Annotated in this window: 10 protein-coding genes and 5 pseudogenes; 6 read left to right on the top strand and 9 right to left on the bottom strand. The window is 49.3% G+C overall.

Annotated features, from left to right (window positions below; genetic code table 11):
• Positions 1-87 (bottom strand): annotated as a pseudogene (locus CRI63_RS22425) (hypothetical protein); the annotation flags it as partial.
• Between CRI63_RS22425 and CRI63_RS22420 the strand changes: the two are divergent.
• The 4 genes and pseudogenes from CRI63_RS22420 to CRI63_RS22410 form a co-directional block, all read left to right on the top strand.
• Positions 78-421: pseudogene (locus CRI63_RS22420) on the top strand (ISAs1 family transposase); the annotation flags it as partial. The pseudogenes CRI63_RS22425 and CRI63_RS22420 sit on opposite strands and share 10 nt — an antisense overlap.
• Before the next feature lie 40 nt (positions 422-461).
• Positions 462-647, top strand: coding sequence for a hypothetical protein (locus CRI63_RS24045; RefSeq protein WP_167852330.1), 186 nt, complete (start codon positions 462-464; stop codon positions 645-647).
• Positions 634-1083: a hypothetical protein gene (locus CRI63_RS22415; protein ID WP_135520844.1), complete on the top strand. Its 450-nt coding sequence runs from the start codon at positions 634-636 to the stop codon at positions 1081-1083. The genes CRI63_RS24045 and CRI63_RS22415 overlap by 14 nt, the downstream gene beginning before the upstream one ends.
• A gap of 291 nt (positions 1084-1374) precedes the next feature.
• Positions 1375-1924 (top strand): annotated as a pseudogene (locus CRI63_RS22410) (ISAs1 family transposase); the annotation flags it as partial.
• A gap of 74 nt (positions 1925-1998) precedes the next feature.
• Here the strand turns inward: CRI63_RS22410 and CRI63_RS22405 are convergent.
• Together CRI63_RS22405 and CRI63_RS22400 are read right to left on the bottom strand one after the other, a co-directional pair.
• A pseudogene (locus CRI63_RS22405) lies at positions 1999-3049 on the bottom strand (membrane-associated sensor domain-containing protein).
• Positions 3050-3152: 103 nt separating this feature from the next.
• A complete protein-coding gene (locus CRI63_RS22400; protein WP_135520842.1) occupies positions 3153-5129 on the bottom strand; it encodes an alkyl sulfatase dimerization domain-containing protein in 1977 nt (658 codons plus the stop codon).
• Positions 5130-5434: 305 nt separating this feature from the next.
• Here CRI63_RS22400 and pptA point away from each other — a divergent pair, with 305 nt between their 5' ends.
• Entirely contained in the window at positions 5435-5662 is a 228-nt protein-coding gene (gene pptA / locus CRI63_RS22395; protein WP_130210863.1) for a tautomerase PptA, read from the top strand.
• A gap of 3 nt (positions 5663-5665) precedes the next feature.
• On the opposite strand, the gene CRI63_RS22390 is transcribed toward pptA, so the two are convergent.
• A complete protein-coding gene (locus tag CRI63_RS22390) occupies positions 5666-6235 on the bottom strand; it encodes a flavin reductase family protein (RefSeq protein WP_130217588.1) in 570 nt (189 codons plus the stop codon).
• 174 nt (positions 6236-6409) lie between these two features.
• On the opposite strand from CRI63_RS22390, the gene nhoA reads away from it, so the two are divergent.
• Positions 6410-7255: an N-hydroxyarylamine O-acetyltransferase gene (gene nhoA / locus CRI63_RS22385; RefSeq protein ID WP_135487781.1), complete on the top strand. Its 846-nt coding sequence runs from the start codon at positions 6410-6412 to the stop codon at positions 7253-7255.
• A 107-nt stretch (positions 7256-7362) separates the two neighbouring features.
• On the opposite strand, the gene CRI63_RS22380 is transcribed toward nhoA, so the two are convergent.
• The 5 genes and pseudogenes from CRI63_RS22380 to narZ form a co-directional block, all read right to left on the bottom strand.
• The gene (locus tag CRI63_RS22380; RefSeq protein WP_135520840.1) at positions 7363-8256 is read right to left on the bottom strand and encodes a PhzF family isomerase; all 894 of its coding nucleotides are present in this window, start codon (positions 8254-8256) and stop codon (positions 7363-7365) included.
• Between the two features lie 79 nt (positions 8257-8335).
• Positions 8336-9016 carry a respiratory nitrate reductase subunit gamma gene (narI, locus tag CRI63_RS22375; RefSeq protein WP_130210515.1) on the bottom strand — a complete coding sequence of 227 codons (681 nt, stop codon included), beginning with the start codon at positions 9014-9016 and terminating at the stop codon, positions 8336-8338.
• On the bottom strand, positions 9013-9708 hold the full coding sequence (narW, locus tag CRI63_RS22370; protein ID WP_135520838.1) for a nitrate reductase molybdenum cofactor assembly chaperone: 696 nt from the start codon (positions 9706-9708) through the stop codon (positions 9013-9015). Before narW ends, narI begins: the two co-directional genes overlap by 4 nt.
• A pseudogene (narH, locus tag CRI63_RS22365) lies at positions 9708-11253 on the bottom strand (nitrate reductase subunit beta). Before narH ends, narW begins: the two are co-directional and overlap by 1 nt.
• The gene (narZ, locus tag CRI63_RS22360) at positions 11250-14990 is read right to left on the bottom strand and encodes a nitrate reductase Z subunit alpha (RefSeq protein ID WP_135520836.1); all 3741 of its coding nucleotides are present in this window, start codon (positions 14988-14990) and stop codon (positions 11250-11252) included. The pseudogene narH and the gene narZ overlap by 4 nt, the downstream one beginning before the upstream one ends.
• Between the last annotated feature and the right edge of the window lie 29 nt (positions 14991-15019).

Below are 15019 nucleotides of genomic sequence, written 5' to 3'. Positions count from 1 at the left end.
CCATTCAAACGTGAAATCAATAAGTTCATCAGGGACATCGCAAACAATATGAAGACGGATCTCTTCTCTGCCGTGACTCTTTTCGGTCCATAATAGCAGAACAAAAGAAAGAGCAGAAATGACGGTCAGATATTATATCAGTTCTGCTGATTTAACCGCTGAGAAGTTCGCCACAGCGATCCGAAATCACTGGCACGTGGAGAATAAGCTGCACTGGCGTCTGGACGTGGTAATGAATGAAGACGACTGCAAAATAAGAAGAGGAAATGCAGCAGAATTATTTTCAGGGATACGGCACATTGCTATTAATATTTTGACGAATGATAAGGTATTCAAGGCAGGGTTAAGACGTAAGATGCGAAAAGCAGCCATGGACAGAAACTACCTGGCGTCAGTCCTTGCGGGGAGCGGGCTTTCGTAATCTTGCCCTGGTAGATCTTATTAGTCAGGGCCGTGGACGTATGCAAAGACAAGGTGCTCCTAGCGATCCCTATAATGAGATGGGTGAGTCTTACAAGAAAGGATATGAAGTTCATCCAAATGAATCAAATACGCAAAATGCACCTGAAGATGACATACCCCATGTCAAATGGAAAGATTGGGAATCGGGAAAATCTAGCGGAGGAAGAGGCCATGTCTTTTTCTGAATATGAAGAATTTTTTGAAATATGGCGTTTTGAGAATTGCTCTGAACTAATGCAAGCTGTTCAGTGCGGAGATATAATATTCTTTAATAAAGAACAGAGTAAAATTCTTTGGTCTATGTTTGTCTCACCAAATGTGAAACATCTGATGAGAATGGATATGAAAGTATTCTCGAATATAGAATATTGCGATGTCGATTTCGACATAAAGGAATCGGCTGATGATTTATTCTCGAGATTTAATGAATTATCTGACTGTCCTCAATCTGTTTTTTTATTCTTTGGTGAGAAACATCTATGTATAACTCCATATTCTCTTTTACAGAAATATTGGAATTATTATTTTTTACCATCAGATGAGACAACTATAATTATCACACCTCAAAATAAGTATTTTCTTTTCTCTTATGAGGAGTGCTTTTTTATTGTAACCAGATAATTGCTTATAATAAATAGATAAGATAAATTATCTCCTAATGAATTTATTAATAGATGACAACAAGTCATAATGGTATAACACTATGATTTTGAACATTTATAGTTGACGTTGATGGTACAATTCGCTAAATGGGTAGATTGCGTATCCCAGGGAAAGATCATCAGAAGTACACTTTTTGTACTAAATAATTCGCATTTTATGTTTAAAAATTGAGATATTCCTTATTACCTAAAGCTGTTTTTCATTGCTTATACATGATCAAATACTCCTTACATAATTAAGGAGAACAAAATAGAACTTAAAAAGTTGATGGGACATATTTCTATTATCCCCGATTACAGACAAGTCTGGAAAGTGGAACATAAATTGTCTGATATTCTACTGTTGACTATTTGCGCCGTTATTTCTGGTGCAGAAGGATGGGAAGATATAGAGGATTTTGGGGAAACACATCTCGATTTTTTGAAGCAATATGGTGATTTTGAAAATGGTATTCCTGTTCACGATACCATTGCCAGAGTTGTATCCTGTATCAGTCCTGTAAAATTTCGCGAGTGTTTTATTAACTGGATGCGTGAATGTCACTCTTCAGATGATAAAGACGTCATCGCAATTGATGGAAAAACACTTCGGCACTCTTAGGATAAAAGTCGTCGCAGGGGAGCGACTCTCGTTATTATTGCATTCTCAACAATGCACAGTCTGGTCTTCGGGAAGATCAAGACGGATGAAAAATCCAATGAGATTATGTGATTTCTGAACGTCTTAACATGATGGGCATTAAAGGAAAAATAATCACCACCGCTCCAATGAATGCCAGAAAGACATCGCAGAGAAGATAGCTCTGGACAAATATTACCACCCGTCAGCCCTTGTTAAGAGCGGAGAGACGTAATCTGTCCAGTCCCCTAATGCTTATAAAGCCCATCGATTTCGCCCATTTTCTTTCGCCCGGTATAACGCGGCGTCGGCATCTGAAACAATTTGTTCAGCCGTTTTTGAGGGAGCAGAACAGGCAATCCCCTGACTAACCGTAACAAATGCACTAACAGCAGATGCCTGATGCGGGATAGCTGCCAGTTTAAGTTCTTGCTTCACTCTGGCTGCTACCGCCTCAGCTTCCGGCAACGTTGCATTAAAAAGTAGGATGGCAAACTCTTCGCCACCATAACGAGCGACTATATCTTCAGGCTGGCGTATTGCGCGTTGCAGGGCGTCGGCAACTTGTATCAAACATTTATCACCCGCTGGGTGCCCGTAGGTGTCGTTGTAGCGTTTAAAAAAATCGACATCCAACATAATGAGAGCAAATGACCCGCCGTTATCTATCGCGTCGTGTAAGATACTGTTCATTGCACGTCGGTTTGCTATCCCAGTTAAAGGATCACGATGTGCTAATGCATCGAGGCGATTAATTAACTGGTTGTTGTACTTGTTTTGTTGCCATGCTTCTTCAAACCAACGTAACAAAATAAGTCGCCCACCATATAGCGCCAGTGAAAAAAGGCTCCAGATAACAGCGAAATGAACATTCACATGCTGATTGAGAACAAGACTGGCTAACGGGATGCTAAACCATAATGGAGTGATAAATGCGAGTAATGATGGCGTGTGAAAATACAGCGCAACAACGGCACTAAGCATTAATAATACACACAGAGGATAAGCAAAAGGTAACGTCCAGTGTGCAATGAAATAAAAGCAACACCATGACCATAACAGGCTGAGAATGACCAATAGTTGCTGAATATACAGCACTTTTTTTTCGGGAGATGAGCAATAAAAGGCCACTAATCAGTAGAATGCCGAAAGATGAAATATCAATAGTATGTACAAGGTTTTTCTCATTAAACCCTGAAGTCATGTCTTCATTAAACAAAATACCACGCAGCAAAATCATCGATGAAAAACAGATGTTAATCAAGGCAAACCACGGCAGGCTAATCGACATTCCGCGAATAACCATATCCTGGCGATTTTTCCACGAACAATGGGCGTTTTTTTCTTTTATCAGAAACCATTTCTTATAACCAGAAAAGGGCAGGAAACCTGCCCAATTTATACTGAGTTTATGGTGTCACTATATTGAACCAAAACTCAAAATTATCCATATAATCTAACAGCTCGTTGAGTTTTTCCGCATTGCCGGTAATTTTGACATCTCCTTTGTCTGTGGCTTCTTTCAGCGTCTCTTCTTTCAATACAATTTTGTTCAATACATCACGAGACAGAGTGATAGTGGCATCAGCATCCGAAGCCTCTACACCAGCGCTATGATTGAGAACACCATTTTCAAGCTCCACTTTATAGGTGCCGCCATCTTCACCAAAATCGAAATTCAACACGGCTTTGGCGTCTGCCGCTTTCTCACCATTAATATGGACGGCAAGATAATCAAAGAACATCTCTGGCGTCATTGCACGCACAGTGTCAGGGCTGGCAGTATTTGGTGTTGGTAATTTTTGTACGCCGTTACGCAATTCCTGTGCGCCAGTGAGATAGAAATTACGCCACGGCCCAGATTCAGCCTGATAGCCTAACTGCTCAAGCGCATCAGCTTCCAGATTTCTCGCTGCCTGGTTGTTTGGATCCGCAAACACCACCTTACTGACAACCTGAGCAACCCAGCGGAAATTACCCTGGTCATAATCCTGTTTGGCTTTTTGTAAAATGGCATCAGCACCGCCCATATACTCGACAAATTTCTTTGCGCCTTCTTCTGGCGGCAGTTCATCAAGCGTTGCGGGGTTACCATCAAACCAGCCGAGATAAAGCACATAAGTTGCTTTCACATCATGGCTCACCGAACCGTAATAGCCGCGATTCGCCCAGGTGTTAGCCAGTGAAGAGGGCAGTTTAAAGTTTGCGGCAATTTCATCACGGGTCATCCCCTGATTTGCCATACGCAGAGTTTGATCATTGATGTAGCGATACAAATCACGCTGGCTTTTAAGCAGTTTGACCACGTTATCATTGCCCCAGGTTGGCCAGTGATGTTGAGCGAGAATAATCTCGGCTTTATCACCCCATAAATTGAGCGCTTCGTTAATATATTTTGACCACGGCAGCGGTTGGCGAATTTTGGCACCACGCAGCGAATAAGTGTTGTGAAGGGTGTGCGTGACATCTTCTGCTGTTTCGATCAGTTTCTTTTCTTCAATAAACCACAGCATTTCAGAAGGCGCTTCGGAACCTGGCGCCATCAGAAAATCATAGGTCAACCCGTCAATAGTTTCTTTTTGCCCGGTTTTGGTGATGTAGTCAGTAGGAGCAATCAACGTGACCGTTCCTGCTGAAGTGGTTGTTCCCAGTCCCGCGCCGACCTGGCCTTTAACATCAGGTTTCAATAAGTTGCCATACATATAACTGGCTCGTCGGCTCATCACATTGCCAGCCATAATATTTTCGGAAACGGCCTCCTCCAAAAATCCGGCTGGCGCATAGATTTTAACTTTGCCTGATTTAACGTCAGCTTCATCAATTACGCCGCGAACACCACCGTAGTGATCGACATGACTGTGTGTGTAGATAACCGCCACTACCGGTTTCTGGCCGCGATTTTTGTAATAGAGATCCATCCCAACTTTGGCTGTTTCTGCTGAAACAAGTGGATCAACGACGGTAATACCCTCTTTGCCTTCAATGATGGTCATATTTGATAAATCAAGGTTACGAATCTGATAGACACCTTCAGTCACTTCAAATAATCCGCTGATATTTATCAGTTGCGCCTGACGCCATAAACTTGGATTCACCGTATCAGGGGCTTTATCGCCTTCTTTGATAAAAGCGTATTGTTGTGGATCCCAGATAACATTTCCTTGTTCGCCCTTAATCACGTCCTGAGGAATAGGGGCAATAAAACCTTTATGGGCATCAGTAAAGTCAGTGTTATCGGAAAACGGCAACTGGTTATAGAGTAAATTGTTTGCTTGCTGCGTGGCTGCGGTGGCGTTTTTAGGGGCTTCCGCCGCGAGGAGAGGTAAGGAACTGGTGGTGAATAATCCCGTTATTAGCAGACTTTTAACAATATGATTAAGCTGCATCTTAAGTGTCTCCAGAATGGATTTTTATTGGGGGTAATTACGGATGAAAATTTTTAGTGAGGGCAAGAATAACTATAATGGGCGTTAACAAATTGGCAAGCCGGGAACTTGATGTTTTCTTAATGGCATGTTGGCGAAGAATATATTCTGTAAGTTAACGTTTTCATTGGCGCTTTATTTAAAAGTGTGTAGTACAAATATGTACAATTTCAAGTAGGCATTATTGCTGTAAAAACGCATTACCGGACACACGACATTCACAACGTGTGTTAATTTTACTGACATCTTTCAAAAGGAGCACAATCATGCCGCACATAGACATTAAATGTTTTCCGCGTGAACTGGACGAGCAACAAAAAGCTGCGCTTGCTGCAGATATTACCGACGTTATTATTCGCCATCTGAACAGTAAAGACAGTTCGATAAGCATTGCGCTACAGCAGATTCAACCAGAATCATGGCAAGCTATCTGGGACGCCGAAATTGCGCCCCAAATGGATGCCTTGATAAAGAAACCTGGTTACAGCATGTAATGCTTAACCAGCCGTAACACGCTTGCCGCTGGTAACAAACGTGCCAGCACCTAAATGATGTAGTGTATTGAGCTTATCATCATCAAACTGCCAGCGGCCTTCGACAAATACCCGTGCGTCTGCCGCTGCTGATACCACTTCGCCGAACAGCGTGTCGTATTTCTCTTGCGCGGAAGTCGCTGGTAGCAATCGGCACTCCATCCACGCCAGACATTTTTCTTCAACCAGAGGCAAACCAAGCACCGGACCTTTCACCACCGGAATGCCATAGCAATTAAATTTATCTTCTTCACGCCCAGATACACTTCCCACTGCCCACGTCCAGTTAGTCGCTGCAACGCCTGGGATAACGATGCCAAATTTACCGTTACGCTCAATCAACTCCCTCGTCCATGTCGATTTATCTACCACAATCGCCACGCGTGGCGGTTCAAACTCCACCGGCATCGACCAGGCCGCAGCCATAATGTTACGCCGCTGGGATTGCTCATCTAAACTGGTGATCAGGACAGTAGGGCCATGATTTAACAGACGGCTGGCATGGTGTAATTCTACGGGGATGAATCGGCTCACGGTATCGCCTCGCTAAGAAGGTTGTTTTAAAAGCGTAGCTCGTAACGCAATAAGCAACGAAATTAACGGGATCGGCGATTTGCGAACGTGATGCATGTCCGCGATCGCACAAAATAGCCTGTGCGGCGCCTATTCCAGGTTATAAGTTGATAAAACCACTAACGGAAACGCCTGATGACGCCCATTCTGAATCATTATTTTGCCCGCATTAACTGGTCGGGAGCTGCTGCGGTCAATATCGATACGCTTCGTGCATTACACCTGAAACACAATTGCACCATTCCATTTGAAAATCTTGATGTTCTGCTGCCGAGGGAAATGCAGCTTGATGATCAATCTCTGGAAGAGAAATTGGTGTTCGCCCGGCGTGGCGGTTATTGCTTTGAACAGAATGGCGTGTTTGAGCGGGTATTACGCGAGCTGGGTTTTCATGTACGTAGTCTGTTAGGGCGCGTAGTGTTATCTAATCCACCATCCTTACCGCCGCGCACGCATCGTTTGCTGTTGGTAGAACTGGAAGGTGAACAATGGATTGCCGACGTTGGTTTTGGTGGTCAGACGCTGACCGCGCCAATCCGTTTAGTGCCGGATATCGCGCAAACAACGCCACATGGCGAATATCGGCTGTTACAGGAAGGGGACGACTGGGTTTTGCAGTTTAATCATCATCAGCACTGGCAGTCGATGTACCGTTTTGATCTCTGCGAGCAGCAACAAAGCGATTATGTGATGGGTAATTTCTGGTCGGCGCACTGGCCGCAATCGCATTTTCGCCATCATTTGTTAATGTGCCGCCATTTGCCGGACGGTGGCAAGCTGACACTGACCAATTTTCATTTCACCCATTATGAAAATGGACATGCAGTGGAGCAGCTAAATCTACCGGATGTGGTGTCGTTGTATGCGGTGATGCAGGAGCAGTTTGGACTGGGCGTGGATGATGCGAAACATGGATTTACTGTGGATGAGTTAGCGTTGGTGATGGCGGCGTTTGATACACATCCGGAGGCGGGGAAATAGTTTGTGCCAGAGTGCCGGATGCGGCGTAAACGCCTTATCCGGCGGTTGTAGGCTGATAAGCGAAGCGCATCAGGCAATTTGTTTTTCTGCCATCTATTGCAACGGTTTCAGAGTTCAATTGCCCATTCAGCATGGAAAAGAATCACCGCCGAGCCAGAAATGGTGACATTCTCCGGCTGGTTATCGCGAATTGTCACCGTTACATCAATCACTCCATCACGACCCAATGCGCGCCCCTGATGGCCTTTAACACGCAACATGCTGCCATCGTGGGGCAATACGTTGTGATGTACCAACCATGCACCCATCGGACCATTGGCATTGCCGGTCACCGGATCTTCCACAATACCAATCGCAGGCGAGAACATGCGACCATCGGTTTCGTTTTTGCCCGGACGGATCTGGAAGGGAAAGAAACCATTGCAGCCAATCTGTTTGCTGATAGCGGTCAGCGCAGCAAGGTCAGGCGAAAGGGCGTCGATATCCACTTCTGGTTTCAGCGGAATCATCACTTTTGAGTGTCCTGTTGTTGCGACCTGAATTGGCAAGCCTGGCAGAATATCGTCTTCAGTGAGATGAAGCGCGTTGATAATCGCCGCACGTGTTTCACCTTCCAGCGGTGGCTCAAAGCCAGGAGAACCTTGTTCCAGCGAAATACGATAATCATCGTTGTGCTTTTCGATAGTCACGCGGTGTTTTCCTGCCAGCGACGTTTGCCAGACCGTGCAATTTCCCAAACCTAATACCTTCGAACGTACATAATGTGCTGCCACGGTCGCGTGACCGCAAATCGGCACTTCAACTGTTGGCGTAAAGTAGCGGATGTGCACATCGCTGTCGTCGCTGTGCAGCAGAAACGCAGTTTCCGAATGCCCTAACTCGCGGGCGATAAGTTGCATTTGCGCTTCGCTAAGATTATCGGCAGGGAAAACAACACCGGCAGAATTGCCGCGAAACGGTTGAGAGGTAAAAGCATCGACGTGGTAAACCTGCGGTTTCATTAACGTTCTCCTGTGGCTGGAGAACTATCATAGCCTGCAACAGGCCGGAGAGCGAAGGGCTATCCGGCCAGGGTAATGATTATCGCCGCGAACGCACAATCTGATACCGACGAGTAAAGTACTCAAACGGCGCGCTCCAGACATGCACCAGTCGGGTGAACGGGAAGAGCAGGAAGATAGTCATTCCCAATACCAGATGAACGCGAAAGATATAAGCTACGCCATCAAGATGCGTCGATGCACCGCCCTGGAAAGTGACGATGCTTTGTGCCCATCCCACCAGCTTCATCATTTCACTGCCGTCCGGATGTTGTGCTGAAAAGGGAATGGTGGTTAACCCAAGAATGCACTGAATTAACAAGATGGCGAGGATCAGGATATCCGCACCAGAAGACGTCGCCCTGATACGCGGATTTGTTAAACGACGCACCAGCAGCCCCGCACCGCCAATCAACGTTAATACACCGCAAATACCACCGAGCACCATCGCCATCTGTTGTTTTACCGCCACCGGCAGAAACCACGCGTACATCCAGTGCGGCGTTAACATGCCAAACAGATGACCGAAGAAGATCCCCAGAATGCCGATATGGAACAAGTTCGACCACAGCACCATCCCGCGTTTATCCAGCATCTGGCTGGAGGCGGCGCGCCAGCTATACTGCCCGTAATCGTAGCGCAGCCAGCTTCCAAGGATAAAAACCGTGCCACACAAGTACGGGTAGATATCGTAAAAAAAGACGTTCAGATACTGAATCATTTCCCACCTCCCGCGCTGATGTCGACATACTGCGGCGCGACATCCTGGCTAAAGCGTCGCTGATATTGATTGAGCGGCGAGCTGTCACACGCCGTGGCGTTATCTTCAATAAACTTCACCTGTTCCTCTTCCCACACCGCATCCAGCGCCTGACGGGTGTCATCGCGCTCTTCGCTGCGAATCTGTTTAGTGACACTGTCACTTGAAAGTGTACTTCCCGCCAGATGCAACAGGGCGTCAAACAACGAATACCACGGTGCCTCGCGTTGTTTTAAGCGTCCGCCAAGCAGGGTGAGGATCGGCGCAACGTTGAGTAACCCTTCTTTCGCCTGGTCGTCCGGCAGTACGCTTAAATACTCCAGATACAGCGGCAGATAATCAGGCAGTTCCCGACAATCCAGTTGCAGACCGACCTTTTCATACTCCGCCAGCAGGTTCACCATTGCCTGGCCTCGATCGCGGGACTCGGCATGAACATGTTCGAACAGCAGCAGCGATGTGGTACGTCCACGGTCAAACACTTCGCACCATTCGGCCTGTTTATCCAGCAGCGGCGCGTTAAGCAGGTTACGGGTGAAATCCGTAAGCATCGGCGCGTCGCGGCGGATCAACACCAGCGCGTCCTCCTTGCATTCCCATAACAGCTCGTCCGGATACTCCATCAACAGGCCGATCACCTTGAGGATCTGCATTATTCGCCCTCCGCTTTATTGCGTACTTCGGTAATGTCGATGGCATCAATCCGGCTACTATTGAACAGGTTGAATTTGCTGTCCGAGCCGTGGCAACCGTCGCCAAAAGTAAAGCCGCAGCCGTTGCGTTCTGCGAAGGCATCGCCCGCCATTTCACGATGGCTGGTCGGAATGACAAAACGATCTTCATAGTTGGCGATAGCGAGATAGCGATACATATCTTCGACCTGAGCGACGCTCAAACCCACTTCGTCGATGGCACGGGTATCCGTTACGCCTTCCACGGTTTGTGAGCGCATATAGTGGCGCATCGCCATCATCCTTTTTAGCGCCCGCAGTACCGGGCCGGTATCGCCGGCACTCAACATATTGGCGAGATATTGCACCGGAATACGCAGGCTTTCGATGGCGGGGAGCACGCCTTCGCTTTTCGGCAAACCGCCCGCATCAGCGTAGGACTGAATCGGCGACAACGGAGGAACGTACCAGACCATCGGCAGGGTGCGATATTCAGGGTGCAGCGGTAGCGCCAGTTTCCAGTCCATCGCCATTTTGTAGACTGGCGAACGCTGGGCAGCTTCAATCACATTTTGCGGGATACCTTGTTTCAGGGCTTCCTCGATCACTGAGGGATCGTGCGGATCGAGGAATACTTCGCACTGGCGCTCATAGAGATCAACTTCACGCTCGGTGCTCGCCGCTTCCTCAATGCGGTCGGCGTCGTAAAGCAGCACGCCAAGATACCGGATGCGACCCACGCAGGTTTCTGAGCACACGGTGGGTTGGCCTGACTCAATTCGTGGGTAACAGAAGATACATTTTTCTGACTTACCGCTTTTCCAGTTGAAGTAGATTTTTTTGTACGGACAACCGCTAATGCACAAACGCCAGCCACGGCATTTATCCTGATCGATCAGCACAATGCCGTCTTCTTCGCGTTTGTAGATAGCGCCGCTTGGGCAGGTCGCCACGCAGCTGGGATTGAGGCAGTGTTCGCACAGGCGAGGCAGGTACATCATGAAAGTGTTTTCAAACTGCCCGTACATCTCCTTTTGCATGGCCTCGAAGTTGCGGTCGCGGGCGCGTTTTTCAAACTCGCCGCCCAGCAGTTCTTCCCAGTTTGGCCCCCAGATCACTTTGTCCATCCGTTTGCCGTCAATCAGTGAACGCGGGCGAGCAGTAGGAATATGTTTACCTTCCGGCGCGCTATGCAAATGTTCGTAGTCGAAGGTGAAAGGTTCGTAGTAATCGTCAATCTGCGGGACGACCGGGTTGGCGAAAATTTTGGTAATCACGCCCATCTTGCTGCCCACGACGCGGACGGATCTTACCGTTGACATCGCGGACCCAGCCGCCTTGCCACTCTTCCTGATCTTCCCAGTTTTTCGGGTAACCAATGCCCGGTTTGGTTTCGACGTTGTTAAACCATGCGTACTCCATGCCCTCGCGTCCGGTCCAGACGTTTTTGCAGGTCACCGAACAGGTATGGCAGCCGATACATTTATCGAGGTTAAGCACCATGCCGACTTGCGAACGTATTTTCATTTTTTCGCCTCCTGTACCTGATCGCGACCTTCATCATCCAGCCAGTTAACGTTCTTCATCTTGCGGATCATGATAAATTCGTCGCGGTTCGAGCCGACGGTGCCGTAGTAGTTGAAGCCCCAGGCCAGCTGCGCGTAACCGCCAATCATATGCGTCGGTTTCGGGCAAACGCGGGTGACCGAGTTATGAATGCCGCCGCGCATGCCGGTTACTTCCGAGCCGGGGATATTCATAATGCGTTCCTGGGCGTGATACATCATGGTCATGCCCGGCGGTACGCGCTGGCTAACAACCGCACGAGCTGTCAGCGCGCCGTTGGCGTTAAACACTTCCACCCAGTCGTTATCGACAATGGTCAGTTCACGGGCATCGGTTTCGCTGATCCAGACAATCGGCCCGCCGCGCGAGAGCGTCAGCATCAGCAGGTTTTCACTGTAGGTAGAGTGAATGCCCCATTTCTGGTGCGGCGTCAGGAAGTTAAGTGCTTTTTCCGGGAAGCCGTTTGGTGGGATCTGGCGCATTTCACTGACGCTGCGGGTGTCGATAGGCGGGCGATAAGCCACCAGACTTTCACCGAAGGCACGCATCCACGGATGATCCTGATACAGCTGCTGACGGCCCGACAGCGTGCGCCACGGAATTAACTCGTGGACGTTGGTGTATCCGGCGTTGTAGGAGACGTGATCGCTTTCCAGACCGGACCAGGTGGGGCTGGAGATAATTTTACGCGGCTGCGCCTGAATATCGCGAAAGCGAATCTTCTCGTCCTCTTTGTGCAGCGCCAGATGGGTATGTTCGCGTCCGGTGATTTCGCCCAGCGCCTGCCACGCTTTGACCGCCACATGGCCGTTGGTTTCCGGTGCCAGCGCCAGAATGACTTCTGATGCATCAATGGCGGTGTCAATCAGCGGACGCCCCTGCGCCGGGCCATCGCGTTTGGTGTAATTGAGTTTGCCGAGGAAATCGATTTCATCCTGGGTATTCCACGAAATCCCTTTACCGCCGTTGCCAAGTTTATCCATCAGTGGCCCGAGCGAGGTAAAGCGTTCATAGGTAGCAGGGTAGTCGCGTTCCACCGCCACAATATTCGGCGCGGTTTTACCCGGGATCAGGTCGCATTCGCCTTTGCGCCAGTCGAGCACTTCACACGGCTGGGAGAGCTCTGCCGGAGAGTCGTGTAACAACGGTTGCAGCACAACATCCGTTTCTTTGCCGAGATGTCCCACGCACACTTGCGAAAAGGCTTTGGCGATACCTTTGTAGATTTCCCAGTCGCTGCGTGATTCCCAGGCCGGATCGACCGCCGCAGAAAGTGGATGAATAAACGGATGCATATCCGAGGTATTCATATCGTCTTTTTCGTACCAGGTGGCGGTGGGCAGAACAATATCGGAGAAAAGACAGGTGCTGGACATACGGAAGTCGAGCGTCACCAGCAGGTCCAGCTTGCCTTCAATCGCTGCAGTTTGCCACTCAACTTCTTCCGGTTGGATTCCCTCCGTCGGTCCAAGTTCTTCCCCCTGAATGCCACTTTCCGTACCCAGCAGATACTTCTGCATATACTCGTGGCCCTTGCCAGAAGAGCCAAGCAGGTTTGAACGCCAGACAAACAGGTTACGCGGATGGTTGCTGCCGTTGTCCGGCTGTTCGCAGGCCATGCGTAACTCACCTGACTTCAGCGCCTGGGCGGTAAATTCGGCGGGTGATAATCCGGCCTTGTCGGCTTCGGCTTTCAGGGAGAGCGGGTTACGCCCCAGCTGCGGCGCAGAAGGTAGCCAGCCCATACGTTCGGCGCGAACGTTGAAATCAATCAGATGACCGCTGTATTTACTGGCATCGGCGAGCGGTGAGAGCAATTCCTGCGCGGTGACTTTTTCATAGCGCCACTGACTGGAGTGATTGTAGAAAAACGAGGTGCTGTTCATCTGGCGCGGTGGACGGTTCCAGTCGAGCGCAAAGGCCAGCGGCAACCAGCCGGTTTGTGGGCGCAGTTTTTCCTGACCGACATAGTGCGCCCAGCCGCCGCCGCTTTGCCCGACACAACCGCAGAAGATCAGCATATTGATCATCCCACGGTAGTTCATATCCATGTGATACCAGTGGTTGACGCCTGCACCGAGGATAATCATCGAGCGCCCATGCGTTTTATGGGCGGTATCGGCAAATTCGCGGGCGATGGTTTCAATATACTGGCGCGGTACGCCGGTAATTTGCTCACCCCAGGCTGGGGTGTACGGTTTGATTTCAGCGTAATCTTTCGCGCTGTTTTCATCTTCCAGCCCGCGATCGAGGCCGTAATTCGCCAGTACCAAATCATAAACGCTGACGACCGGACAGTTGCTGCCATCGGCTAATGTCAGGTTTTTAACGGGTAATTGACGCACCAGTACCGGATCGTGTTTTACGCTGCGAAAGTGCGGATTTTCAATGCCGCCAAAGTAGGGGAAGGCCACGCCTGCAACGGTGTCGTGTTGACCGAGCAGGGTTAACGACAATTCGGTTTCCGTACCGGCGGCAATGGATTCCAGATTCCATTTGCCTTTTTCGCCCCAGCGGAAACCAATCGAACCGTTCGGCACCACCAGTTCACCTGCGGTATTAACCGCCACGGTTTTCCACTGCGGATTGTTGCTTTCGCCCAGTCCATCCACCAGGTCAGACGCGCGGATCATACGCCCGGGAACATAGCTGCCATCTTCACGTGGTTCCAGCATTACCAGCATCGGCATGTCGCTGTAGCGGCGGCAGTAGTTGATAAAGTAGTCGCTGGGATTATCGAGATGAAACTCTTTTAAAATCACATGGCCCATTGCCATCGCCAGCGCGCTATCAGTGCCTTGCTTTGGCGCCAGCCACTGGTCGCACAGTTTTGCTACTTCCGAGTAGTCAGGGGTAATGGCGATAGTTTTGGTGCCTTTGTAACGCACTTCGGTAAAGAAGTGAGCGTCTGGCGTGCGCGTCTGCGGTACGTTAGATCCCCAGGCGATGATGTAGCTGGAGTTATACCAGTCTGCGGATTCCGGCACGTCGGTTTGCTCGCCCCAGGTCATTGGCGAGGCGGGAGGCAGGTCGCAATACCAGTCGTAGAAACTTAAACAGGTGCCGCCAAGCAGCGACAGATAACGCGTTCCGGCGGCGTAAGATACCATCGACATCGCCGGAATCGGTGAGAATCCGGCAACGCGATCCGGGCCATAGGTTTTGATGGTCCAGACGTTAGCAGCGGCAATCAGCTGGTTTAGTTCCTGCCAGTTGGAGCGGATAAAGCCGCCGCGCCCACGCACTTGTTTGTAGCTCAGGCACTTTTGCGGATCGTTCATAATCGATGCCCACGCCAGTACCGGATCGCTGTGCTGTTTAAGGGCTTCGCGCCACAGTTCAATCAGTCGTTTACGAATTAGCGGGTATTTCAGGCGATTAGCGCTGTAAAGATACCAGGAGTAACTTGCGCCGCGTGGGCAGCCGCGGGGTTCATGATTGGGCAGGTCAGGGCGAGTGCGCGGGTAGTCGGTCTGCTGGATTTCCCAGGTCACCAGGCCATTTTTAACGTAGATTTTCCAGCTACAGGAGCCAGTGCAGTTAACGCCGTGGGTGGAACGCACGATTTTGTCGAATTGCCAACGCTGGCGATAGCTATCTTCCCAGTCGCGGTTGCTATGCATCACCTGTCCGTGACCATCGGCAAAGGTTTCGCCCTTTTGTTTGAAGTAGCGAAAGCGATCCAAAAGTTTACTCATGACATGACTCCTGCTCCAGGAATGATTTG

It is taken from the genome of Escherichia sp. E2661 (assembly GCF_004745185.1).
GTDB lineage: Bacteria > Pseudomonadota > Gammaproteobacteria > Enterobacterales > Enterobacteriaceae > Escherichia.
Note: the sequence above shows the minus strand (reverse complement) of the source record. Positions and strands in the feature narration are given on the sequence as shown.